Source organism: Pseudomonas sp. TR47, from assembly GCF_044143025.1.
Classification (GTDB): Bacteria; Pseudomonadota; Gammaproteobacteria; order Pseudomonadales; family Pseudomonadaceae; genus Aquipseudomonas; species Aquipseudomonas putida_E.
On sequence record NZ_JBHFCS010000009.1, the window covers coordinates 148,509 to 172,404 of the forward strand.

24 protein-coding genes are annotated in these 23,896 nt (G+C 63.6%); 11 read left to right on the forward strand and 13 right to left on the reverse strand.

Going from position 1 to position 23,896, the window contains the following annotated elements:
- Positions 1-8: 8 nt before the first annotated feature.
- The 6 genes from mazG to ACEWE8_RS12465 form a co-directional block, all read right to left on the reverse strand.
- The gene (gene mazG, locus ACEWE8_RS12440) at positions 9-842 is read right to left on the reverse strand and encodes a nucleoside triphosphate pyrophosphohydrolase (RefSeq protein ID WP_012313133.1); all 834 of its coding nucleotides are present in this window, start codon (positions 840-842) and stop codon (positions 9-11) included.
- 61 nt (positions 843-903) lie between these two features.
- On the reverse strand, positions 904-3,144 hold the full coding sequence (gene relA, locus ACEWE8_RS12445; protein WP_046787452.1) for a GTP diphosphokinase: 2,241 nt from the start codon (positions 3,142-3,144) through the stop codon (positions 904-906).
- 95 nt (positions 3,145-3,239) lie between these two features.
- Positions 3,240-4,598: a 23S rRNA (uracil(1939)-C(5))-methyltransferase RlmD gene (rlmD, locus tag ACEWE8_RS12450; RefSeq protein WP_046787453.1), complete on the reverse strand. Its 1,359-nt coding sequence runs from the start codon at positions 4,596-4,598 to the stop codon at positions 3,240-3,242.
- Positions 4,599-5,498 (reverse strand): cysteine synthase CysM, encoded by a 900-nt coding sequence (gene cysM / locus ACEWE8_RS12455; RefSeq protein WP_039602020.1) that lies wholly within the window; start codon positions 5,496-5,498, stop codon positions 4,599-4,601. It abuts the gene before it with no gap.
- A gap of 117 nt (positions 5,499-5,615) precedes the next feature.
- Entirely contained in the window at positions 5,616-7,007 is a 1,392-nt protein-coding gene (locus ACEWE8_RS12460) for a sensor histidine kinase (protein WP_395589310.1), read from the reverse strand.
- A 3-nt stretch (positions 7,008-7,010) separates the two neighbouring features.
- Complete coding sequence (locus ACEWE8_RS12465; RefSeq protein WP_046787498.1) at positions 7,011-7,727, reverse strand: response regulator transcription factor; 717 nt, start codon at positions 7,725-7,727, stop codon at positions 7,011-7,013.
- A gap of 194 nt (positions 7,728-7,921) precedes the next feature.
- Here ACEWE8_RS12465 and ACEWE8_RS12470 point away from each other — a divergent pair, with 194 nt between their 5' ends.
- From ACEWE8_RS12470 to ACEWE8_RS12485, 4 genes are all read left to right on the forward strand, one after another.
- A complete protein-coding gene (locus ACEWE8_RS12470) occupies positions 7,922-10,681 on the forward strand; it encodes a response regulator (RefSeq protein ID WP_046787455.1) in 2,760 nt (919 codons plus the stop codon).
- 154 nt (positions 10,682-10,835) lie between these two features.
- Complete coding sequence (locus ACEWE8_RS12475) at positions 10,836-11,825, forward strand: 2-hydroxyacid dehydrogenase (protein WP_046787456.1); 990 nt, start codon at positions 10,836-10,838, stop codon at positions 11,823-11,825.
- 31 nt (positions 11,826-11,856) lie between these two features.
- Positions 11,857-12,294, forward strand: a complete 438-nt coding sequence (locus ACEWE8_RS12480; protein ID WP_039602107.1) for a hypothetical protein — start codon at positions 11,857-11,859, stop codon at positions 12,292-12,294.
- Entirely contained in the window at positions 12,291-12,695 is a 405-nt protein-coding gene (locus ACEWE8_RS12485; protein WP_046787457.1) for an META domain-containing protein, read from the forward strand. Before ACEWE8_RS12480 ends, ACEWE8_RS12485 begins: the two co-directional genes overlap by 4 nt.
- A gap of 76 nt (positions 12,696-12,771) precedes the next feature.
- On the opposite strand, the gene ACEWE8_RS12490 is transcribed toward ACEWE8_RS12485, so the two are convergent.
- Entirely contained in the window at positions 12,772-13,236 is a 465-nt protein-coding gene (locus tag ACEWE8_RS12490) for a TlpA disulfide reductase family protein (protein ID WP_046787458.1), read from the reverse strand.
- A gap of 85 nt (positions 13,237-13,321) precedes the next feature.
- Between ACEWE8_RS12490 and arsC the strand changes: the two genes are divergently transcribed.
- The 3 genes from arsC to ACEWE8_RS12505 are packed head-to-tail and all read left to right on the forward strand — an operon-like array spanning position 13,322 to position 14,683.
- Entirely contained in the window at positions 13,322-13,675 is a 354-nt protein-coding gene (gene arsC / locus ACEWE8_RS12495) for an arsenate reductase (glutaredoxin) (protein WP_046787459.1), read from the forward strand.
- Complete coding sequence (gene wrbA, locus ACEWE8_RS12500) at positions 13,672-14,277, forward strand: NAD(P)H:quinone oxidoreductase (protein WP_046787460.1); 606 nt, start codon at positions 13,672-13,674, stop codon at positions 14,275-14,277. The genes arsC and wrbA overlap by 4 nt, the downstream gene beginning before the upstream one ends.
- Complete coding sequence (locus ACEWE8_RS12505; protein ID WP_046787461.1) at positions 14,270-14,683, forward strand: DUF2069 domain-containing protein; 414 nt, start codon at positions 14,270-14,272, stop codon at positions 14,681-14,683. Before wrbA ends, ACEWE8_RS12505 begins: the two co-directional genes overlap by 8 nt.
- Before the next feature lie 32 nt (positions 14,684-14,715).
- Here the strand turns inward: ACEWE8_RS12505 and ACEWE8_RS12510 are convergent, their stop codons facing one another.
- Positions 14,716-15,387, reverse strand: a complete 672-nt coding sequence (locus tag ACEWE8_RS12510) for a DNA-3-methyladenine glycosylase I (protein ID WP_046787462.1) — start codon at positions 15,385-15,387, stop codon at positions 14,716-14,718.
- A 4-nt stretch (positions 15,388-15,391) separates the two neighbouring features.
- Positions 15,392-16,216, reverse strand: coding sequence for a tRNA 2-thiocytidine(32) synthetase TtcA (ttcA, locus tag ACEWE8_RS12515; RefSeq protein ID WP_046787463.1), 825 nt, complete (start codon positions 16,214-16,216; stop codon positions 15,392-15,394).
- 262 nt (positions 16,217-16,478) lie between these two features.
- Between ttcA and ACEWE8_RS12520 the strand changes: the two genes are divergently transcribed.
- Positions 16,479-17,078: a Yip1 family protein gene (locus ACEWE8_RS12520; protein WP_012313117.1), complete on the forward strand. Its 600-nt coding sequence runs from the start codon at positions 16,479-16,481 to the stop codon at positions 17,076-17,078.
- A gap of 140 nt (positions 17,079-17,218) precedes the next feature.
- Positions 17,219-17,713, forward strand: coding sequence for a SprT family zinc-dependent metalloprotease (locus ACEWE8_RS12525; protein ID WP_046787464.1), 495 nt, complete (start codon positions 17,219-17,221; stop codon positions 17,711-17,713).
- A gap of 72 nt (positions 17,714-17,785) precedes the next feature.
- Here the strand turns inward: ACEWE8_RS12525 and ACEWE8_RS12530 are convergent, their stop codons facing one another.
- The 4 genes from ACEWE8_RS12530 to ACEWE8_RS12545 form a co-directional block, all read right to left on the reverse strand.
- Positions 17,786-19,108 (reverse strand): dicarboxylate/amino acid:cation symporter, encoded by a 1,323-nt coding sequence (locus ACEWE8_RS12530; protein ID WP_046787465.1) that lies wholly within the window; start codon positions 19,106-19,108, stop codon positions 17,786-17,788.
- Between the two features lie 323 nt (positions 19,109-19,431).
- A complete protein-coding gene (locus ACEWE8_RS12535) occupies positions 19,432-20,778 on the reverse strand; it encodes an ATP-binding protein (protein ID WP_046787466.1) in 1,347 nt (448 codons plus the stop codon).
- Complete coding sequence (locus ACEWE8_RS12540) at positions 20,775-21,452, reverse strand: response regulator (protein ID WP_046787467.1); 678 nt, start codon at positions 21,450-21,452, stop codon at positions 20,775-20,777. Before ACEWE8_RS12540 ends, ACEWE8_RS12535 begins: the two co-directional genes overlap by 4 nt.
- A gap of 149 nt (positions 21,453-21,601) precedes the next feature.
- The gene (locus ACEWE8_RS12545) at positions 21,602-22,207 is read right to left on the reverse strand and encodes an outer membrane beta-barrel protein (RefSeq protein ID WP_046787468.1); all 606 of its coding nucleotides are present in this window, start codon (positions 22,205-22,207) and stop codon (positions 21,602-21,604) included.
- 129 nt (positions 22,208-22,336) lie between these two features.
- On the opposite strand from ACEWE8_RS12545, the gene ACEWE8_RS12550 reads away from it, so the two are divergent.
- Positions 22,337-23,128: a dienelactone hydrolase family protein gene (locus ACEWE8_RS12550; protein ID WP_046787469.1), complete on the forward strand. Its 792-nt coding sequence runs from the start codon at positions 22,337-22,339 to the stop codon at positions 23,126-23,128.
- 64 nt (positions 23,129-23,192) lie between these two features.
- Positions 23,193-23,894 carry a 4'-phosphopantetheinyl transferase gene (locus tag ACEWE8_RS12555; protein WP_046787470.1) on the forward strand — a complete coding sequence of 234 codons (702 nt, stop codon included), beginning with the start codon at positions 23,193-23,195 and terminating at the stop codon, positions 23,892-23,894.
- Positions 23,895-23,896 lie beyond the last annotated feature (2 nt).

Here is a 23,896-nt window from a genome sequence, read left to right on the forward strand (position 1 = left end):
TCAGCCACTCAGCCGCAGCTGGGCAGGTTCTTTTCCTGACGTTTGGCTTCCCCCCAAAGGGCGTCCAGTTCGTCAAGGTTACACGATTCGATGGGGCGACCGCTGTCGCGCAATGCCTGTTCGATAAAGCGAAAACGCCGTTCGAACTTGCGGTTGGCGCGACGCAGTGCGTTTTCCGGGTCTTGCTTGAGATGGCGGGCCAGGTTGACGGCGGCGAACAGCAGGTCGCCGACTTCATCCTCGAGGGCCTCGGCATCACCGTCGGCCATGGCCTGCAGCACTTCGTCGAGCTCCTCGCGGACCTTGTCCAGCACCGGCAAGGCGTCTGGCCAGTCGAAACCGACGGTGGCGGCACGCTTTTGCAGTTTGGCCGCCCGCGACAGGGCAGGCAGTGCAGCCGGCACATCATCGAGCAGCGACAGCTGTTCGGGCTCGCTTTTCTCGGCGCGCTCCTGGGCCTTGATTTCTTCCCAGCGTGACTTGACCTGGGCCTCGCTCAGGCTGGGCGTGTCCAGCGGTGCGTACAACTCACCGGTGGGAAATACATGGGGGTGACGGCGGATCAGCTTGCGGGTAATGGCATCGACCACACCGTCGAACTCGAAACGCCCCTCCTCCCGGGCCAGCTGGCTGTAGTAGACCACCTGGAACAGCAGATCACCGAGTTCGCCCTGCAGGTGCTCGAAATCCCCGCGCTCGATGGTGTCGGCAACCTCATAGGCCTCTTCGATGGTGTGCGCCACGATGCTGGCGTAGTTCTGCTTGAGGTCCCACGGGCAACCGTACTGCGGGTCGCGCAGCCGGGCCATGAGGTGCAGCAGGTCTTCGAGGGAATAGGTCATGTAAGCAGGTCCTTCGGCGGTGACTTCGTCGCGGGCAAGCCCACGAGAAGCCACCGCAGTTTCAAGGGGTACGATTACGCCGCGTCTCGATGATGTTCGGCAACTGCGAAATCCTGCCCAGCAGACGCCCCAGCGCATCCAGGCCCGGGATCTCGATGGTCAGCGACATCAGCGCGGTGTTGTCTTCCTTGTTCGAGCGGGTGTTGACCGCCAGCACGTTGATCTTCTCGTTGAGCAGCACCTGCGACACGTCACGCAGCAAACCTGGGCGGTCGTAGGCACGGATAACGATATCGACCGGGTAGGTCTGCACCGGTATCGGCCCCCAACTGACCTGGATCATGCGCTCCGGCTCACGCCCTGCCAACTGCAGCACCGAGGCACAGTCCTGGCGGTGAATGCTCACGCCGCGGCCCTGGGTGATGTAGCCGACGATGGCATCGCCCGGCAGCGGCTGGCAGCAACCGGCCATCTGCGTGAGCAGGTTGCCGACGCCCTGGATCTGAATGTCGCCACGCTTGCCAGTGCGCGGGCCGGTAGGCTTGCGCGGTACCAGCTCGATCTGCTCGATACGCTCGGGTTCGAGCAACTGCTGGGCAGCGTTGACCAAATGCGCCAGGCGCAGGTCACCGGCACCGAGCGAGGCGAACATGTCCTCGGCGGTCTTGACGTTGGTCTTCTCGGCCAGGCGTTCGAAGTCTACCTGCGGCAGGCCCAGGCGGCTGAGCTCGCGCTCGAGCAACGTCTTGCCGGCGGCGACGTTCTGATCGCGGGCCTGCAGCTTGAACCAGTGGACGATCTTGGCCCGGGCCCGCGAAGTGGTGACGTACCCCAGGTTGGAGTTCAGCCAGTCCCGGCTCGGGTTGCCGTGCTTGCTGGTGATGATCTCCACCTGCTCGCCGGTCTGCAGGCTGTAGTTGAGCGGCACGATGCGCCCGTTGATCTTGGCGCCACGGCAGTTGTGGCCGATCTCGGTGTGCACGCGGTAGGCGAAGTCCAGCGGCGTGGCGCCCTTGGGCAGGTCGATGGCATGGCCGTCGGGGGTGAATACATAGACCCGATCCGGCTCGATATCGACCCGCAACTGCTCGGCCAGGCCACCGATGTCGCCCAGTTCCTCATGCCATTCGAGCACCTGACGCAGCCAGGAGATCTTTTCTTCGTAGTGGTTGGAGCTGGGCTTGACGTCGGTGCCCTTGTAGCGCCAGTGGGCGCAGACGCCAAGTTCGGCCTCTTCGTGCATGCCGTGGGTACGGATCTGCACTTCCAGTACCTTGCCCTCGGGGCCGATCACCGCGGTGTGAAGCGAGCGGTAGCCGTTCTCCTTGGGGTTGGCGATGTAGTCGTCGAACTCTTTGGGAATGTGCCGCCACAAGGTGTGGACGATACCCAGCGCGGTATAGCAGTCGCGCACTTCCGGTACCAGCACGCGCACCGCACGTACGTCGTAGATCTGGCTGAACTCCAGGCCTTTGCGCTGCATCTTGCGCCAGATCGAATAGATGTGTTTCGCCCGCCCACTGATGTCGGCGTTGACCCCGGTGGCCAGCAGTTCGTTTTGCAACTGGTTCATCACATCACTGATGAAGCGCTCACGGTCCAGACGGCGCTCGTGCAAAAGCTTGGCGATCTGCTTGTACTGATCGGGTTCCAGGTAGCGGAAGGACAGGTCTTCCAGCTCCCACTTGATGTGGCCGATGCCCAGACGATGGGCCAGCGGCGCATAGATGTCGAACACCTCACGCGCCACACGCAGACGCTTCTCGTCATCGGCGGACTTCACCGCACGGATCGCGCAGGTACGCTCGGCGAGCTTGATCAGCGCCACGCGCACATCGTCGACCATCGCCACCAGCATCTTGCGCAGGTTCTCGACCTGCGCCTGCGAGCCCAGCACCAACGACTGGCGCGGGCTGAGGCTGGCACTGATGGCAGCCATGCGCAGCACGCCGTCGATCAGCTTGGACACTACCGGGCCAAAACGCTGCCCGACCTCGGCCAGGGTCACCTTGCCCTCGCGCACGGAGCGGTAGATCACCGCCGCCACCAGCGAATCCTGGTCGAGCTTGAGGTCGGCGAGGATTTCGGCGATTTCCAGGCCGGCCTGGAAACTGGAGGTACCATCGGCCCAGGAATGCTTGGCCGGGTTGCCCTTTTTCTCGATTTCCTGGGTGAACTCGCAGGCCTCTTCGAGTGCCGCGCGATCCAGTGCCGAATCGACGCTCACCACATGATCCAGCCATGCTTCGAGATTGATACTGCCGTCCGTATTGACCGGCTGGTGCACTCTCACCTGTACCATCTTTGTTTTACCTTTCCATACAGCGCACCACTCGGAGCGCTGGCTATCACCGTACGGCTCCCAGTCCATGGGAACCGCACCAAGGGGCCAGCCTGCTAGCCCGCTTCGAATAACGCCATGGCCTCGACATGCGCCGTCTGAGGAAACATGTCGAGAATCCCGGCCCTTTTTAACCGGTACCCTTGGCCGACCAGCACCTGGGCGTCTCGCGCCAGCGTGGCCGGGTTGCATGATACATAAACCAGCCGCTTGGCCTTGAGGCGTGCGATGCCTTGCACCACCTCGAAAGCACCGTCGCGCGGTGGATCCAAGAGTACCGCAGAAAAGCCCTCGGCGGCCCATCCGGCGCCTGCCAAAGGCTGGGATAAATCGGCCTGAAAAAACCGTGCGTTATGCACATTGTTGTCTCGGGCATTGGCCGCAGCCCGATCGACCATGGCCTGCACACCTTCGACCGCCACCACTTCCCGCGCCTGGCGGGCCAGCGGCAGGGCGAAATTGCCCAGGCCACAGAACAGGTCGAGCACTCGCTCGTCGGCCTGCGGAGCGAGCCAGGCCAGAGCCTGCTCGATCATTGCGGTATTGACCTGGGCGTTGACCTGAACGAAATCACCCGGGCGCCAGGCCAGCTCCAACTGCCAAGGCTGCAAGGTGAAGCCCAGCTTCGCGCCAGCATCCACCGGCACCGGTTCACCTTCACCCTGCAGCCACAGCTGCGCCTTGGCCTCGCTGCAGAATGCCTGCAGACGCGCCAGGTCATCGGCCGGCAGCGGCGCCACGTGGCGTACCAGCAGCGCTTCGGCCGTGCCGCTGAACAGCTCGACGTGGCCGATGGCCTGGGGCTTGCCCAACGAACGCAGCACGGTCGGCAGATGCCGCAGAATCGACTGCAAAGGCTGTACCAGCACGGCGCAGTCGTCGATGGCGACGATGTCCTGGCTGGCCTCGGCACGGAACCCTACCTCCAGCTGACGCGCTTTGACATCCCAGCGCACCGCCACGCGCGCCCGCCGCCGATAGCCGAATTCCGGCCCGCTCAATGGCGCCGCCCATTCTTGCGGTTGCACACCGGCAACCCGTTGCAGCTGTTCGGCCAAGGTACGCTGCTTGAGCGCCAGCTGCGCCTCATGCGGCAGGTGCTGCAAGTTGCAGCCGCCACACCGCTCGTAATGGCGGCACGGCGCCTGGCGGCGCTCGGGGCTGGCCTGCAGCACACGCTCCAGGCGCGCCTCGACTACCTTGCCACGGGCATTGAGCACGCGTGCCTCGACCGCTTCACCGGCCAGGGCGCCGCTGACGAACCAGGTACGCCCGTCGTAAAAAGCGATGCCACGGCCGTCACCGGCCAGGCGCTCGATCTCCAGGCGCTGCTTTTTGCCCACGGGGACCTGGGGCGTGCGGTTACCGCCGGCCGGCTGGAAGCGCAGGCCGCTGTTGGTTTTCTTTCTGGACATTTAGCTCGGGTCGAACAGGCCGGTGGACAGGTAACGGTCGCCACGGTCGCAAATGATCGCGACCATTACCGCGTTTTCCACTTCACGGGACAGGCGCAGCATGGCTGCGACCGCACCACCGGAAGACACGCCGCAGAAAATGCCCTCTTCACGGGCAAGGCGGCGCATGGTGTCCTCAGCTTCGTGCTGGGACATGTCCATGACGCGGTCAACGCGGGTGGCATCGAAGATCTTCGGCAGGTACTGCTCGGGCCAGCGGCGGATGCCCGGAATGGCCGAGCCTTCCATCGGTTGCAGGCCAACGATCTGCACCGCCGGGTTCTGCTCCTTGAGGTACTGCGAGCAGCCCATGATGGTGCCGGTGGTGCCCATGGAACTGACGAAATGGGTGATGGTGCCCTGGGTCTGCTGCCAGATTTCCGGGCCGGTGCTGTTGTAGTGGGCAATCGGGTTGTCGCCGTTGGCGAACTGGTCCAGAACCAGGCCGCGGCCTTCGGCCTGCAGCTTCTCGGCCAAGTCGCGGGCGCCTTCCATCCCCTCTTCCTTGGTCACAAGGATCAACTCGGCACCGTAGGCAGTCATCGCTGCCTTGCGCTCTGCGGTGGAGTTGTCGGGCATGATCAGGATCATCTTGTAGCCCTTGATCGCTGCTGCCATGGCCAGGGCAATACCGGTATTGCCGGAGGTGGCTTCGATCAGGGTGTCGCCGGGCTTGATCTGACCGCGCAGTTCGGCGCGGGCGATCATCGACAGGGCCGGGCGGTCCTTCACGGAGCCTGCCGGATTGTTACCTTCGAGCTTGAGCAGGAGGGTATTGCTGGTTTCTCCAGCGATGCGCTGCAGGCGAACCAGGGGCGTATTGCCGACGCAATCGGCGATGGTTGGGTACTGCAAGGTCATGGTGTATTTCACAATCCGGACGGCAGGGGCGCCTATCATACCGGCAAACCGTTCGCGGCCATATCACGCAATCTGTGGTGGGTATAGCTACAAGCTATAAGCGGCAAACTTCAAGCTTCAAGCTGTAGCTAGCGCCTGTGGCTGCGGGGGTTCCCGCGAGGGGGCGGGCAGGTGTAGCGGCAAGCGCATGCAAAGCTTCAAGCCGCGTTTGCCGTTCTCTGCCCACAGGGTTCCGCCCTGGCGCTGGATCGCACTGCGGGCGATGCTCAGGCCCAGGCCGAAACCGCCGTCACCGGGGCGCGAGCCATCGAGCCGGGTGAAGGGGGCAAAGATTCGCTCCAGATCTTCGTTAGCCACGCCACCGCCTTGATCTTCCAGCCACAGGTGCCAATAGCCACCTTCACGCTGCCCGGCCAAGTACACCAGGCCGTTTTCCGGGGAGTGGCGGATGGCGTTGCGCAGCATGTTTTCCAGGGCCTGGGCCAGATAATTCAGATTGCCCTGCACCCAGCAGTCGACTGGCAGCTCGCAGCGCAAACGCTCGGGCGACCAGCCGCTTTCGTAACTGGCATCCTCTGCCAGCAGGTCCCACAGGGCCTGCACCTGGATCGGCTCAAGGTTCATCGGCGCACGCTCGGCATCCTGCCAGGCAAGCTGCAAGGTGTCCTCGACCAACTGCTGCATGCAATCCACCTCGCGCCCCAGCCGCTCGCGCAGGCGCTGCAGGTCGGTTTCACCGTCGCAGGCCACGCGCAAGCGGCTCAAAGGTGTGCGCATTTCATGGGACAAGTCCCGTAGCAACTGCTGTTGCATGGCCACCGTGCCCTGCAGCCGTTCGGCCATCTGGTCGAAGGCACGGGCCAGCTCGCCCAGTTCGTCATGCCGGGCGATGGTGCGCGAATCCAGCCGTGCCGAGAGCTGGTCGGCACGCCAGGCATTGGCCTGCTCGCGCAACTGGTTGAGCGGCACGATCAGCATGCGGTACAGGCCGACGCACAGCAGCAAGGTGAACAACCCTGGAATGACACCGTTGGTCAACACCCGCCACAGCACCCGGTACTGGCCAGGGTTGAAACGCTCGGGCAGCTCCATCACCAGCATGCCCTGCTCCGGCGCCCCCGGGAACGGTATGCGCAGCCAGGGCTGGTCGGTACTGCGCCGGCTCATGGGCCAGTCGACACCGCGCAGGCGCGTGAGCCGGTGCATGACATCGGGGCCGAGCGTGGCACTGGCGAGCGGCTGCAGATTGATGTCGAGCACGCCTATCCAGCCACGTTCACGCTGGTGCATGGCCGCAACCCAGTGGTCCAGCCCGCTGCGGCCACCGCTGCGCCACGCCTGCTCGGCCTCGCCGGCATAGCTGCGCAGCACTTGCCGGGCAGGCTCATCGAGAAAGGCATTCTGGGTTTCCATATGGCGGCCCCAGGTGTAACTCAGGCCGATCATCAGCAGGCAGAAGCCCACCAGCAGGATGGCCAGCTTCCAGAACAGCGAGTGGCGGTCCAGCATGGCCTACTCCGCTTCGCCGGCACTGAGCACGTAGCCCTTGCCCCACACGGTGCGGATCTGCCGGTCCTGGTAGCCGATGCCCTTGAGCTTGCGGCGGATCTGGCTGACATGCATGTCCAGGCTGCGGTCATGCCGCGAATAACCCCGTTGCAGCACCTGCTGGTAGAGAAAAGGCTTGCTCAGCACCTCGTCGACGTTGCGGTTGAGGATTTCGAACAGGCGATACTCGCTAGGGGTAAGGCCTGCCTGGCGGCCGCCGAAGCTGACATCGCAAAGGGTCTCGTCGAACCACAGCTCGCCACAGGCAACACCCGATGGCGGCTGGTGACGACGCTCGAGGGCAACGCGGCGCAGGATGGCCTCGATGCGCACCTGCAGCTCGACCATGCTGAAAGGCTTGGGCAGGTAGTCGTCGGCACCGCGCTGGAAGCCATTGATACGGTCGGCCTCAGCACCCAACGCCGACATCAGGATAACCGGCGTGGCGCTGCGTCGACGCAACTGGGCCAGGGCGTCCAGGCCGTTGAGCCCAGGCAGCAGGATATCCATCAGGACCACGTCGAAGGCTTGGCGACCAGCGGCTTCCAAACCTTCCAGGCCGTTGCGGCACCAGGTCACCTCAAAGCCGCCTCGCTGCAGTTCTTCGTGCAGATAGGCACCCAACACCGGATCATCCTCAATGGCGAGAATGCTGGAAGCATTAATAGTTACGGGATTCATTGGCAACTGCCACATATTCTCAATTGCGCAATTATTGAGCATGCGTACGCCATAGGCAACCGTCCTGCGATCAACGCCCGCCGGCTGGGTGAAAACAGCCATATAAAGGGTGCATTAGGCAGGCAGGCGGAGTAACTTTCCGCTTTGGTCCGTTACCCCGGTAACGGCGTCCAGGCACATCACAGGAGGCGAGTGTGCTCGATCGTTTGGGAATCAGAAGCCGGGTACTGCTGCTGGCCGTGCTGCCTGCCAGCTTGATGGCTCTGGTGCTGGGCAGCTATTTCACGTGGCTGCAGCAAGACCAGTTGCGCACTCAACTGCTGCAACGCGGCAAGATGATTGCCGAACAACTGGCCCCCCTGGCCGCGCCCGCCATGGCCCGGCAGACGCCTGCGCAGCTGGAGCGGATTGCCGCGCAAACCCTTGAGCAAGCCGACGTCCGTGCAGTGGCCTTCCTCGCCCCGGACCGCTCCCGCCTGGCCCACGCCGGCCCCACCATGATCAACCGGCCACCCAGCGGCGGCACGGGCACTCAACTGTTGGAGCGCAGCGGCAACGATGCCACACGCTACCTGATGCCGGTGTTCGGCCACCACCGCGACCTGGCCACCGAGGCCGTCCCGGCCGAAGCCGAGCGCCTGCTGGGTTGGGTCGAGATCGAGCTGTCGCACGACGGCATGCTGCTGCGCGGCTACCGCAACCTGTTCACCAGCATGCTGCTGATACTCGCTTGCCTGGTGCTCAGCGGCCTGTTGGCGATGCGCATGAGCCGCACCATCAATGACCCGATCGCGCGCATCAAGCATGCAGTCAACCAGCTCAAGGACGGCCACCTCGAAGAACGTCTGCCGGCCATGGGCAGCCACGAGCTGGACGAGCTGGCCCGGGGCATCAACCGCATGGCAGAAACCCTGCACAGTGCCCATGAAGAGCTGCAGCACAGTATCGATCAGGCCACCGAGGATGTCCGCCAGAACCTGGAAACCATCGAGATCCAGAACATCGAGCTGGACATGGCGCGCAAGGAGGCCCTGGAGGCGAGCCGCATCAAGTCTGAATTCCTGGCCAACATGAGCCACGAGATCCGCACCCCGCTCAACGGTATCCTCGGCTTCACCCACCTGCTGCAGAAAAGCGAGCTGACCCCGCGCCAGCTGGACTACCTGGGCACCATCGAAAAATCGGCCGACAACCTGTTGGGGATCATCAACGAGATCCTCGACTTTTCCAAGATCGAGGCCGGCAAGCTGGTGCTCGACAGCATTCCGTTCAACCTGCGCGACCTGGTCCAGGACACCCTCACCATCCTGGCGCCCGCCGCCCACGCCAAGCAGCTGGAACTGCTCAGCCTGATCTACCGCGACACCCCGTCATCGCTGGTAGGCGACCCGCTGCGGCTCAAGCAGATCCTCACCAACCTGGTGAGCAATGCCATCAAGTTCACCCGCGAGGGCACCATCGTCGTGCGGGCGATGCTCGAGGACGAGCAGCAAGACAGCGCGCAGCTGCGCATCAGCGTGCAGGACACCGGTATTGGCCTGTCGCCTCAGGATGTGCGCACGTTGTTCCAGGCGTTCAGCCAGGCCGACAATTCGCTGGCCCGCCAGCCGGGCGGCACCGGCCTGGGGCTGGTGATCTCCAAGCGCCTGATCGAGCAGATGGGCGGCGAGATCGGGGTCGACAGCACACCGGGCGAGGGTTCGCAGTTCTGGATCAGCCTGAGCCTGCCCAAGGCCCACGACGACAGCGAGGCGCAGTCGTCGCAGCCGCTGCTGGGGCGGCGCGCGGCGATCGTCGACGGGCATGACCTGGCACGCCAGGCCCTGGAGCACCAGTTGCAGGATTGCGGCCTGAGCGTCAGCCTGTTCGCGTCCTATGAGCAACTGCTGCAGGGTGTACAGGCTGGCTTGCAGGCTGGGATGCCCTTCGATTTCGCGGTGCTGGGTGCCAACCTGGGCAATCTCACGCCCGAACAGCTGGGCCAATACCACCAGCAACTGGAGCGCTACCACTGCCATTGCGTGGTACTTTGCCCGACTACCGAGCAAGCGCTGTACCACCCTCACCTGCCTAACGGCCACGGCCAACTGCTGTCCAAACCGACCTGCACGCGCAAGCTGCGCCGCCTGCTGCTGGAGCTGCTGCAACCGCGCCGCACGCGGGGCGAACCGGCCCCGCCAACGCGCGGCCAGCGCCAGCCGAAAATCCTCTGCGTCGACGACAATGCGGCCAACCTGCTGCTGGTACAGACCCTGCTGGAAGATCTCGGCGCCGATGTGCTGGCGCTCGACAACGGCCATGCTGCGGTGCAGGCGGTGCAGAGCGAACACTTCGACCTGGTGCTGATGGACGTGCAGATGCCAGGCATGGATGGCCGTGCCTGCACCGAGCAGATCCGCTTGTGGGAAAACACCCAGAGCGGCAGCCCGCTGCCGATCGTCGCCCTTACCGCTCACGCCATGGCCAACGAGAAACGTGCACTGCTGCACAGCGGCATGGACGACTACCTGACCAAACCGATCAGCGAGCGCCAGCTGGCCCAGGTGGTGATGAAATGGACCGGCCTGAGCCTGGGTGTCGGGCCACTGGAGCGCCTGGACGAACAGCAGGCCGAGGGCCAGGATCTACCGGTGCTCGACCCTCAGGAAGGCTTGCGCCTGGCGGCAGGCAAGCCGGATCTGGCGGCAGACATGCTGACCATGCTGCTGGCATCGCTGGCATCGGACCGTGAAGCCATTCGTGCTGCACGGGAGGGCGACGATCACGGCGCACTGATCGAGCAGGTGCATCGGCTCAACGGTGCCTCGCGCTATTGCGGCGTGCCACAGCTGCGTGCAGCCTGCCAGCGCAGCGAGACCTTGCTTAAACAGGAGCATCCGCAAGCCCAGCAGGCGCTCGACGAGCTGGATGGCGCAATTGTCCGGCTGGCGGAGCAGGCACGCCAGAACGCCTGACCTTCAGGGCCTCATCGCCGGCAAGCCGGCTCCCACAGGGTTCAGCAGCGCTGCGAATTGGGAGCCGGCAAGCCTCGATGAGGCCGGTGCAGATCAACTTCCCTGCACGCCCGGGTGGCTACAATCCCCCAACCACGATAAAGGAAGCCCGACCATGCGCGCCCTGTTGTTCAGCAGCCAGCACTATGACCAGGAAAGCTTCACGCGGGCCACTTGCGATAGCGCTCTGGAGCTGCATTTCCAGCCCGCCCGCCTGACCCTCGACACCGCAGCCCTGGCTCAGGGTTTCGAGGTGGTCTGCGCGTTCATCAACGATGAGCTCGACGCGCAGGTACTGCAACGCCTGGCCGCTGGCGGGACGCGCCTGATCGCCCTGCGTTCGGCCGGCTACAACCATGTGGACCTGGCCGCCGCCCAAGCCCTGGGCCTGGCAGTGGTGCGCGTGCCCGCGTATTCACCGCATGCCGTGGCCGAACATGCCGTGGCGCTGATCCTGGCGCTCAACCGACGCCTGCACCGGGCCTACAACCGTACCCGCGAAGGTGACTTCACCCTGCATGGCCTGACCGGCTTCGACCTGCACGGCAAGACCGTCGGCGTGGTCGGTACCGGCCAGATCGGCGCCGCCTTCGCCCGGATCATGGCTGGCTTCGGTTGCCAGTTGCTGGCTTACGACCCCTACCCCAACCCTGAGCTGCTGGCGCTGGGGGCACGCTACGTCGAGTTGCCAGAACTGCTGCGCGAGGCGCGGATCATCAGCCTGCATTGCCCGCTCACCGAGCACACCCGGCACTTGATCAACCCGCAAAGCCTGGCCCAGTTGCAGCCCGGCGCCATGCTGATCAACACCGGTCGTGGTGCGCTGGTCGACACTCCGGCACTGATCGACGCCTTGAAAAGCGGCCAGCTCGGGTACCTGGGGCTGGATGTGTATGAAGAAGAAGCCCAGCTGTTCTTCGAGGACCGTTCCGACCTGCCGTTGCAGGATGATGTGCTGGCGCGGCTGCTGACGTTCCCCAACGTGATCGTCACTGCGCACCAGGCGTTCCTGACCCGCGAAGCGCTGGACGCCATTGCCGCGACCACGCTGGACAACATCAACCGCTGGGCGGCGGGTAATGCGCAGAATCTGGTCACAGGTTGATGCTAGGATACGCGGCATTTCTGGAGGACCCATGGTCGAGCACGATTTCCGCTACACCCTTTTCAACCCGCAACACACCTTGATCGAGTGCCGCGCCCTGGTACCGGGCCGCTACCAGGTGACCGGCAACGGTGGCTCGATGCACAAGGGCGACACCCTGCTGGTCACCCTCAAGGGCAGCAAGGACTTGTCCATGCGCCTGACCGTCGAGAGCGTGCGCCACCTGATCAACCCGCGTGGCCAGTGGGTGGCCGTGGCCAGCGGCCCGCTGTTCAACGAGCTGGAAATCCTTAACTGGCAGGCTGAATGCGACAGCTGCGATGCCGTGCTGGACTTCGAGTTCGCCGTGGACGCAAAGCTTGGCAAGAAAGCCCGCCAGCCGGCGGCTACTGCGCGCATCGCCGAGCTGGGCTGGGCCAGCCGTGGCGACAAGCACGTGTGCCCGCGTTGCCAGGAGAGCGCCGAGTGAAGAATCTGCTGACCGGCGCCCTGATTGCCACCGGCCTGCTCGGCTGCGCCGCCGAACCCTCGAAGCTGCAACTGGAACGCAGCTATGTGCTGGAGTGGATCGGCGAGCGGCCGCTGATCGACTACAGCCACCTGACACTGACGCTGGCCAGCGATGGCCGGGCCTATGGCAATGCGGGCTGCAACCATTGGTTTGCACCGTACACGCTGGACGGTGAGCACCTGAGCTTCGGTAAGGTCGGCAAAACCCGCAAGCTGTGCGCGCCGGCGTTGATGGAGCAGGAAAAGCGCTTCCTGCAGGCGCTGGAGACGGTGCAGCGCTGGGATGTATCGCCCATCGAGCAGATGCGCTTCTGGCCGGCCGAGGGCAAGCCGCTGCGGTTCTGGCCTGAGGAGGGCTAGCTTCAAGCCGCAAGCTGCAAGAAAAGGCGGATCGGTGCACGGCCAGCTTTTTCTTGTAGCTTGCAGCTTGCAGCTTTCAAGCCCCCTTGAGCGCCTTGATCTTGGCTTGCAGCCCTTCCAGGGTCTGCTCACCCAGCAGCTGCTCGCGCACCTTGCCCTTGTCATCGATGATGTAGGTCACCGGCAACGCTTCGCTGCGTGGCAGGTCATAGCGCTCGGCCGGATCTTGCGCCAGCACGGTAAAGCCGATGCCCAAGGTATCGGCCGCCTGCTTCAGCTCCTGCCCCTGCAGGCCATCGAAGTTCACCCCCACCACCTTGATGCCATCGGCCGCCCACTGCTTGGCCGCAGTGTTCAGTTCAGGCACCTCGGTACGGCAAGGGCCGCACCATTCAGCCCAATAGTTGAGCACCAGCCAGTGCCCGTCGATCTGCTCGGCCTTCACCGTGTTGCCGTGCTGGTCCACGCCGTAGTCGGCACCGCAGCCACCTAGCAAAAGACCTGCAGTAATGGCCAATGCTGCTGCCAAACGCCTTGCCATGGGTCAATCCTTCTCGAAGTTTCAAGCGAATGGGTCAGTTCCTGCGGTTAGAATAGCCGCCACACCCAGCTGGATGCGACCCGACATGACTGACTTGACGCTCTATCATAACCCGCGCTGCTCGAAATCCCGCGGCGCACTGGAACTGCTCGAACAGCGCGGCCTGGCACCGACCATCGTGCGCTACCTCGACACCCCGCCCGACGCTGCCACCCTCAAGGCTCTGCTCGGCAAGCTGGGCATCGGCCCGCGCCAACTGCTGCGTACAGGTGAAGACGAATACAAGGCACTCGAGCTGGCCAACCCGGCCTTGAGCGATGCGCAACTGATCGACGCCATGGCGCAGCACCCTAAGCTCATCGAGCGCCCGATCCTGGTTGCCGGTGACAAGGCGGTGGTTGGCCGGCCACCTGAGAAAGTGCTGGAGATCCTGCCGTGAGCGCGCCCTATATCCTGGTGCTGTATTACAGCCGCCATGGCTCGACCAGCGAAATGGCCCGGCATATCGCCCGCGGCATCGAGTTGACCGGTATGGAAGCGCGCCTGCGCACGGTGCCGGCGATTTCCACCGAGTGCGAAGCCGTGGCGCCGGACATTCCGGCCAGCGGCGCGCTGTACGCCACCCTGGACGACTTGCGCCACTGCGCAGGCCTGGTGCTGGGCAGCCCGACCCGCTTCGGCAACATGGCGGCACCGCTCAAGTACTTCCTCGATGGCACCAGCAGCCTGTGGCTGGGTGGTGAACTGGTCGGCAAGCCGGCTGGCGTTTTCACCTCCACCGCCAGCCTGCATGGCGGCCAGGAAACCACCCTGCTGTCGATGATGCTGCCACTGATGCACCACGGCATGCTGGTGATGGGCCTGCCCTACAGCGAATCGGCGCTGCTTGAAACCCGCGGCGGCGGCACGCCTTACGGCGCCAGCCACCACGCCGGCGCAGACGGCAAACGTGAGCTGGATCAACATGAGATCACCCTGTGCCGCGCCCTGGGCCAGCGCCTGGCAACCACGGCCAAGGCCCTGGAGGCCTCGCGTGGCTAAGAAGCCGAAGGTGTTGCCACAACTGGAGTGGCTGGCACCGCGCCTGCGCCTCACACGTGCCCTGAGCCTGGCGTTCTTTTTTGGCCTGATCGCATTGCTGGTGGTGAACAACCTGTGGTTCGCCAACCTGCACGGGGCGCGGGTCGAAGTGATCCTGGCGATCGAGCTTGTGCCACTGCTGTTGCTGCTGCCAGGCATGTTGCTGGGCAGCGCCCGGGCGCATGCCTGGACCTGCTTTGTGGTGAATATCTATTTCATCAAAGGGGTGCTGGCAGCGTTCGACCCGGCGCGGGCAGTGTTCGGCTGGGTTGAGGTGCTGCTGAGCCTTGGGCTGTTCGTCAGCGGGCTGCTGTTCGTGCGCTGGAAATTCCAGCATGAACGGCGCATGGCGGGCGAAGGGCTTTGATTCCGGGGGCTGCTATCGCAGCCCCGGGCTTTTCAATGGTTGACGGTATGCGCCAGCATCACCGACAACTGGCACAGCGGCCGCCCGCTTTCGGCATGCCACTGGTTGAACGCCTGCTGTACCAGCGCCAGGTCGCGCTGGCTGGTCGGCTGCTTGTCGATCACCTTCTGGGCAATCAGCGCAGCGGCCATGTCATCGGTGGGGATGAACGTGTCCTTGCCGACCATGCGCAAAAAACGTGGTGCAGATAGCCCGCCCAGCTGGTTGCCATGCTTGGCCAGGTATTTCCACAACCCGACGATATCGGTCACCGGCCAATCGGCGATGAACGCACCAAAGCTGCCCTTCTCCTTCGCCACATCCAGGATCATCTGCGCATTGCGCGGCACGCTCTTGAGCTTGCCCAGGTGGCGGATGATGCGCTCGTCCTGCATCAACCGCTCCAGGTGCTCTGCGCCCATCAGTACGACCTTTTCCGGGTCGAAGCCGAAGAACACCTGCTCGAACGCCGGCCATTTGGCATCTACCAGGCTGTGCTTGAGCCCGGCGCGGAACACGCGCAAGGCCAGGGTCGACAGGTAGCGGTCGTTGCTGATGTCGCGCAGCTGCGCCGGCGTGCGCGGCTGCGGCAGGAAGGCCTCCAGGGCCTGGGCCGAGCCGAAGCGGTTCAGGCAGTACTCATGCAACCACTGGTAATCGCGCATGGGCTCAGATGTTCAGTACATCGAGAAAACGCGGGGTGGCGCTTTCGTCGATCTTGAGGCTGGTGAAGTCGAACAGGTTGCGGTCGGCCAGCTGCGACGGGGCAACGTTCTGCAGGGCGCGGAAGATGCTCTCGGTACGGCCTGGGTGCTTGCGCTCCCACTCCACCAGCATGTCCTTGACCACCTGGCGCTGCAGGTTCTCCTGCGAACCGCACAGGTTGCACGGGATGATCGGGAATTCCTTCATGTCCGAGTAGGCCTGGATGTCCTTCTCGTTGCAGTACGCCAGCGGGCGGATCACCACGTTACGGCCGTCGTCGGCGCGCAGCTTGGGCGGCATGCCCTTGAGCGAGCCGTTGAAGAACATGTTGAGGAAGAAGGTCTCGACGATATCGTCGCGATGGTGCCCAAGGGCCATCTTGGTCGCGCCGATTTCGTCAGCGAAGGTGTACAGGGTGCCACGGCGCAGGCGCGAGCACAGCGAGCAGGTGGTCTTGCCCTCGGGCACCAGCTCCTTGACCACCGAGTAGGTGTCCTTCTCGACGATGTGGTACTCGACGCCCAGCTCTTTCAGGTAGGCCGGCAGCACATGCTCGGGGAAGCCCGGCTGCTTCTGGTCCATGTTCACCGCGACGATCTCGAACTTGATCGGTGCCACCTTCTGCAGGTGCAACAGAACGTCGAGCATGGTGTAGCTGTCCTTGCCGCCGGACAGGCAGACCATGACCTTGTCGCCATCCTCGATCATGTTGTAGTCGGTGATGGCTTCGCCGGCGAGACGACGCAGGCGTTTTTGCAGTTTGTTCTGGTTGACCGAGAGGGTGCCCATAGCGCTTGGATCCGCGAGGTGTGACAAAAGCCGACTATTTTACGCACAAACCACGCGCACCTGTAGGGATTCCGATAAAGACTTCAAGGGAATCAGCAGCCCGCCTTACAGCGCAATTTGCTCTAAAAAGCACAGTTTGTGCAGGTAACGGCTTCCTATACTGCGACATAAGGCCACATTACCGCTTGCATCGGTGCCCTGGCCTCGGGCCGCTTGCGCTCCATCTGGGGGGCGATTGGCAACAACGAGAGGAGTGACCGGCATGATTCATCACGTTGTGGGGCTGTTTACCCACCCTGACCAGGAATGGCGGGAGATACGCGGGGAAGACGAAAGCATCAGCCACATGTACCTGACGCACACGTTGATCCTGGCGGCGATACCCGCCGTTTCGGCGTTCATTGGCACTACCCAGGTCGGCTGGGTGATCGGCGACCGGCCAGCGGTAATGTTGACGATGGAAAGCGCACTATGGATGAGCATCATGTCCTACCTGGCGATGCTCGCCGGGGTCGCGGTAATGGGCGCTTTCATTCACTGGATGGCACGCACCTACGACGCCAACCCGTCCATGGCGCAATGCATCGCCTTTGCCACCTACACCGCCACCCCGCTGTTCCTCGGCGGCCTGGCAGCGCTTTACCCGCACCTGTGGCTGGGCATGCTGGTGGGGACTGCGGCCATTTGCTACACCGTTTACCTGCTGTACGTCGGTTTGCCGACATTCATGAACATACCGACCGATGAAGGCTTCCTGTTCTCCAGCTCGGTGCTGGCAGTGGGCCTGGTGGTACTGGTAGCGATCATGGCTGCGACCGTGATCATCTGGGGACTGGGCGTGGGGCCCGTCTATACCAACTAGCTTGGAAAACACCTAGATCCAACACTGGGGCATCAAACCGGAGGCCGCCGCAAGGCGGCTTTTGGCTGTGTGCTGACCGGTGGGCTCGGCAGCCTGCCGGTGCTTGCGGCATAATGCCCGGTCAGGAGAATTACCCCGCCATGCCCGAGCTGCTCAAACAACGCGTCGAAACCTGTTACCAGCAAGCCGAAACCTTTTTCAAGCGCCCCTTCCTGCGCCCGGAAGTCAGCTTCAAGCTGCGCGGGCAGAAGGCTGGCGTCGCCCACCTGCACGAGAACCTGCTGCGCTTCAACCTGCAGCTGTACCGCGAAAACCAGGAAGACTTCCTGCGCCAGACCGTGGCCCATGAAGTGGCGCACCTGGTGGCTCATCAACTGTTCGGGGACCGCATCCAGGCCCATGGCGAAGAGTGGCAGTTGATCATGCGCGGGGTGTATGAACTGCCGCCCAATCGCTGCCACAACTATGAAGTGCAGCGGCGGGTCGCGACCCGGTACATCTATCGCTGCACATGCCCACAGGGTGAGTTTGCGTTTACCGCGCAGCGGCACAAGCTGGTGAGGCAGGGGCGGCGGTATCTGTGCAAGCGGTGCAGGGAGACGCTGGTGTACAGCGGTGAGACTCGGGTCGAATGACAGCCAGCGCACTGATAGACCAGGCACAAAAAAGGCGACCCGAAGGTCGCCTTTTGCTTTACTGCAGCAGGCTCAACGAGCCACGCCTTCAGCCACGCCCAGGTCGTCGGTCGGGCGGGTGTCAGCCAGCGGCGCACCACCGGAGGCCAGCTCCGACGCCAGCTTGTCGTTGTCCATCTCCTTGACCCACTTGGCCACCACCACGGTAGCAACGGCGTTGCCCACCAGGTTGGTCAGGGCGCGGGCTTCGGACATGAAGCGGTCGATACCCAGGATCAGCGCCAGGCCGGCAACCGGCAGGTGGCCGACAGCCGACAGGGTGGCGGCGAGGACGATGAAGCCCGAACCGGTAACGCCGGCAGCACCTTTGGAAGCCACCAGCAACACCAGCAGCAGGGTGATCTGGTGGGTGATGTCCATGGTGGTGTCGGTGGCCTGGGCGATGAACACCGCGGCCATGGTCAGGTAGATCGAGGTACCGTCCAGGTTGAACGAGTAACCGGTCGGGATCACCAGGCCAACCACCGACTTCTTGGCACCCAGGCGCTCCATCTTGGCCAGCATGCGTGGCAGCGCAGATTCCGAGGACGAGGTACCCAGTACGATCAGCAGCTCTTCACGGATGTAGCGGATCAGCTTGAGCACGCTGAAGCCGTGGGCGCGGCAGATACCGCCCAGCACCACCAGCACGAACAGCAGGCAGGTGATATAGAAGCAGGCCATCAGGTAGCCCAGCTGTACCAGCGAGCCAACGCCGTACTGGCCGATGGTGAAGGCCATGGCACCGAAGGCACCGACGGGGGCCAGCTTCATGATCATGTTGATGATGTTGAACATGACATGGGCAAAGCGATCGATCAGGTCCAGCAATGGCTTGCCGTAGCTGCCCAGGCGATGCAGGGCGAAGCCGAAGACCACCGAGAACATCAGTACCTGCAGGATGTCGCCATTGGCGAAGGCACCTACCACGGTATTGGGGATGATGTTGAGCAGGAAGCCGATGGTGGTCTGCTGCGCACCGGCGGCGGCGTAAGCGGCCACGCTGCTGGCGTTCAGGGTGCTGACGTCGATGTGCATGCCAGCGCCCGGCTTGACCACGTTGACGACGACAAGGCCGATGATCAGGGCGATGGTGGAAACGATTTCGAAGTACAGAAGCGCGTAGCCGCCGGTCTTGCCGACCGACTTCATGCTCTGCATGCCGGCAATGCCGCTGACCACGGTACAGAAGATGATGGGCGCGATGACCATCTTGATCAGTTTGACGAAACCATCACCCAAGGGTTTGAGGGCGACGCCGGTTTCTGGATAGAAGTGGCCGAGCAGGATGCCGATGGTGATGGCAACGATCACCTGGACATACAGGGACTTGTACAGCGGCTGACGTGTCGTCATGGCTAATTTTTCCTCAAGTGTGCCGGCTTCACCCTTCCCAGGATGTCGGGGCACCTGAATCGCTAACCCTCCTGCACCCGGAGGGATTTGTCGTTGTGTTCGAGCTGCCTGGGCAGGCCTCTGCCAAGTCAGATAGCAAGGGCGATGCCAAAACGCCCATGAAGGGTGCAAAGGCCATATTTGCTGGAGGAAAATGCCCAACGACAGGGCGAATTGCCTGAGAAAGGATGGCGGATTTCCGCCCGATGGCGGGATTTGTACAGGCACCTTGGCGGGAATCCGCCCTGCTTGTTGCGAGCGATGAGGCAGGGGCTGCCTGAACATCAATCAAGGTAAAAGGTGATCCGGAATGCCGCCCCGCCCAGCGGCGAATCACCCAGGCTCAGTTCAGCGTCATAGCTGTCGACGATATCTTTGACCACCGCAAGGCCAATCCCCTGCCCCGGATGCTGGCGGTCCAGGCGCTCGCCCCGTTCGAGAATCCGCTCACGCTGATCCGCCGGCACACCCGGCCCGTCATCTTCGATGCACAACGTCTGCCGCCCGGGCGCTTCCTGCAAGCTCACCCGCACCAGCCCCAGGCTAAGCCGGAAGGCGTTTTCCAGGAGGTTGCCCAGCAACTCGAGCAGCGCGCTCTGCTCCATCGGCACTTGTGCCTGCGCCGGCACCTCAAGCAGCACTTCGACGCGCTTGTCGCGGTACACCTTGGCCAGGGTGCTGCACAGGCTGTCCAGCACCGCAAGCAACTGTACGCTGTGGCGCACCAGGCCGCTCTTGCGCAGGCTGGCGCGCTGCAACTGGTAGTCGATCTGCTGGCTCATGCGCTCGATCTGGCTCTGCAGTACCCGCGCCTGCTCGCGCTCGGTGACGCGCTGCTGCATGCTCTCCCCCACGCCTTGCAGCACCGCCAACGGCGTCTTGAGGCTGTGTGCCAGGTCACCCAGCGAGTCACGGTAACGCTGGCGCTGTTCCCGCTCGCTGCGCAGCAGGCGGTTGAGCGAGCCGGTCAGGCGTAACAGCTCACGCGGGTGCTCGGCACTCAACCCATCGCGCGCACCGGCCTCCACCTCGTCCAGCTCGCGGCTCAGCCGGCGCAACGAACGCAGGCCCCAGGTCAGGCCGGCCCAGAGCAATGCCAGCAACGCCAGCAGGGCCGCACCAAAACCTAAGTAGAGCTTTTCACGCAGGCCATCGAGGGTTTGCTGGTACTCGCGCACCGGCTGCAGGGCAACGATGCTATAGGCGGCGCTCTGGCCACCCAACAGCTTGATTTCGACGTCATAGACGAAGAATTCCTCGCCGTCGTCCTGGTGCATGCGGGCGAATTCATTGCCGCGCCCATCGTAGCGCGGCTGGTAGTTGATGTGCTGGTCGGCGGTGGCCCGCGAGCGCCAGACCAGCTTACCTTGGCGGTCGAAGATGTAACCGAGCAAACCGGTATAAGGCAGGTTGTAACGCTCGTCCGGCAGCAGTGCGGGCATCTGCAACTGGCCATGCTCGATGCGCGCCGAAGAAATCAGCGAGGTCACGTCCGAGGCCAGGCGCTGTTCGATCGATTCCTGCAAGGCCAGGCTGAAGGCCTTCTGCAGGGCGGGCAGCAGCGCCAGCATGAACAGCACTGCCAGCACCGCTGCCGCGAGCATCAAGCGCACCCGCAGCGAACGAATCATCGGCAGCGCTCGGTGAACAGGTAGCCGAGACCACGCACAGTGTCGATCGGCTTGAACCCGCGCTCACCTTCGAGCTTGCGACGCAGACGGCCGACCAGCACCTCGATGACGTTGGGGTCACGCTCCTCATCGCCTGGATACAGCTGTTCCATCAGGCGCTCCTTGGCCACCACCTGCTGGTGATGACGCATCAGATACTCAAGGATGCGGTACTCGTAGGCGGTCAGCGCCAGCGGCTGCTCATCGAGGGTCGCCTGCTTGCGGTTGAGGTCCAGCACCAAAGGGCCTGCGGCGATGGTCGACTGGGTGAAGCCGCTGGAGCGGCGCAGCAGGGCATTGAGGCGTGCCTCAAGCTCTTCGAACTGGAAGGGCTTGACCAGGTAATCGTCGGCACCGGCGGCCAGGCCTTCGACCTTGTCCTGCCAGTTGCCGCGGGCGGTGAGAATCAGGATGGGAAAGGTCTTGGCCTGGGTACGCAGGCGGCCGATCAGCTCCAGGCCGCTCATGCCGGGCAGGCCGAGGTCGATCACGGCCAGGTCGAAGTGGAATTGTTCGGCCTGGTACAACGCTTCTTCGGCGTCAGCCACAGCCTGGACCACATGGCCGCTTTCGCCCAGGCGTGTATAGAGGTGGTGCCTTAACAGGGCTTCGTCCTCTACCACCAGCAGTTTCATGTCACGCTCCTTTCAATTATTGCCTGGGCCGGCCTCATCGCCGGCAAGCCGGCTCCTACAGGAAGCTCCACACGCCTGAAAGCAGTGGAGAACCCGGGGGAGCCGGCTTGCCGGCGACGAGGCCAGTAAAGGATAACTCGACTCGCGGATCAGAACTTGTAGTTCGCCGACAGGTAAGTCTGAGCACTGCTGGTCAGGCGCAGGGTACCCTCTTTCGGCCCGCCGCTCGCTCCCACCTCGGTCGCTGCGTTGGTGCGCAGATAACGGTAACCCAGCTCAACCGAAGCCCGGTCGGTGATCTCCTGGATGACGCCGGCCTGCAGGCCGACCGCGTAGCCATAGTCGGTATCACGGCTGGCCCCTGGCGAGTCCTGGGTCAGCTTGGTCATGCCCAGGCTGCCACCACCGAACAGTTTGGTGGTATCGCCTACCGGCAGGAACAGGTCGTAGCTGCCCAGCAGGTTCTCCTGGCGCAGCTTCAGGCCGCTGTGGTCGCCCGAGACATTGTCGTAGGTCATGTAGTAGCGACCTTGGTCGTTGATCTTGCCCAGGCGCACGCCCCAGGTGTCATCCTTGCCGATGATGCCGTCGGCGTTCAGGTGGTCGGTGTTGCGTTGCAGCAGCCCGGACTTGCGGACCTTGTCGCTGGTCTGGCCATAGGTGAGGCTGGCGAAGTTGTCGTCGCCAGCCTGGGCGGTGGTGATGCCAGCGGCACAGACGGCCATGGCGGCAAGCAGGGTATTGAAGGTTTTCATGGCGTTGTACTCCAGTTGAATGCGCTGTTTCGGTGTGGAAGCTAGAGTAAGCAGAACGCCCTGAACCGCGGCTGAACCCTGGCTGAACCTGGGCTGAACGATACGTTTGCAAAACAAGGAGTAGTGAACATGCGTGCCCTGCTGGCTTTGACCCTGATGTGCAGCGCCGCTCTTGCCCAGGCGGCAGTAGTGACCCGCGAGATCCCCTACCAGGACGACGATGGCAACCGCCTGGTCGGCTACTACGCCTATGACGATGCGCTGGAGGGCAAACGCCCGGGCATCGTCGTGGTGCATGAATGGTGGGGGCTGAACGACTACGCCAAGCGCCGTGCCCGTGACCTGGCGGCACTGGGCTACAAAGCGCTGGCCATCGACATGTACGGCGACGGCAAGCACACCGAGCACCCCCAGGATGCCCAGGCATTCATGGCCCAAGCGCTGAAGGACCCGGCAGCGGCGGCCGCGCGCTTCGATGCGGGCCTTGAACTGCTGAAAAAGCAGCCGAACGTCAACAAGCACAAACTGGGCGCCGTAGGTTACTGCTTCGGCGGCAAGGTGGTACTGGACGCGGCACGGCGCGGCGAGAAGCTGGACGGTGTGGTGAGCTTCCATGGCGCGCTGGCCACCCAGACGCCGGCCAAGCCTGGTGTGGTAAGGGCCGATATCCTGGTGGAGCACGGTGCGGCGGACAGCATGGTCACTGATGAGCAGGTCGAAGCGTTCAAGGCCGAAATGGATGCGGCCAAGGTCAATTATCAGTTCGTCAGCATTGCCGGCGCCAAGCATGGCTTCACCAACCCGGATGCCGACCGTTTGAGCCACGGCGCCCATGGTGGGCCGGATATTGGCTACAACAAGGCCGCGGACGAGCGTTCGTGGGCGGACATGCAGGCGTTCTTCAAGAAAGCGTTCGAATGAAGATTGCCGGGGCCGCTTCGCGGCCCATCTCCCACACAGCCACATCGGCTGGCACAATACCGCCATGAACAGATTGCCTTCCTGCTGCGCCCCGCTCCAGCACCACTGGCCCCTGCCCCGCCCGTTGCCTGGCGCGGTGCTGGTCAGCTGCGCCTTCGACCCCGGCCGCCTGGCCGCCGATGACTTCCAGCGTGCCGGTATCGAACCCAGCCCCAGCCTGCAACGCTCAGTGGCCAAGCGCCAGGCCGAGTATCTGGCCGGCCGGGTGTGCGCGCGCGCCGCGCTGCAACGCCTGGATGGCGGCGACCATGTGCCCGGCACCCATGAGGACCGCTCACCGATCTGGCCCGCTGGCATCCACGGTTCGATCACCCACGGCAAAGGCTGGGCTGCGGCCGTGGTTGCCGCGCAAGACAGCTGCCGCGGCCTGGGGCTGGACCAGGAAGCATTGCTGGACGACGAGCGTGCCGAACGGCTGATGGGCGAAATCCTCACCCAGGCAGAGCTCGAGCGCCTGGACCGCAGCCAGCTGGGGCTGGCGGTTACCCTGACTTTTTCGCTCAAGGAAAGCCTGTTCAAGACCCTCTACCCACTGACCCGCCGACGCTTCTACTTCGAGCACGCCGAGGTGCTGCAGTGGTCACCTGAAGGCCTGGCACGCCTGCGCCTGCTCATCGACCTGTCGCCAGAATGGCGCCATGGCGTCGAGCTGGAAGGCCAGTTTTGCCTGCAGGACGGCCATCTGCTCAGCCTGGTCAGCGTCTAAGC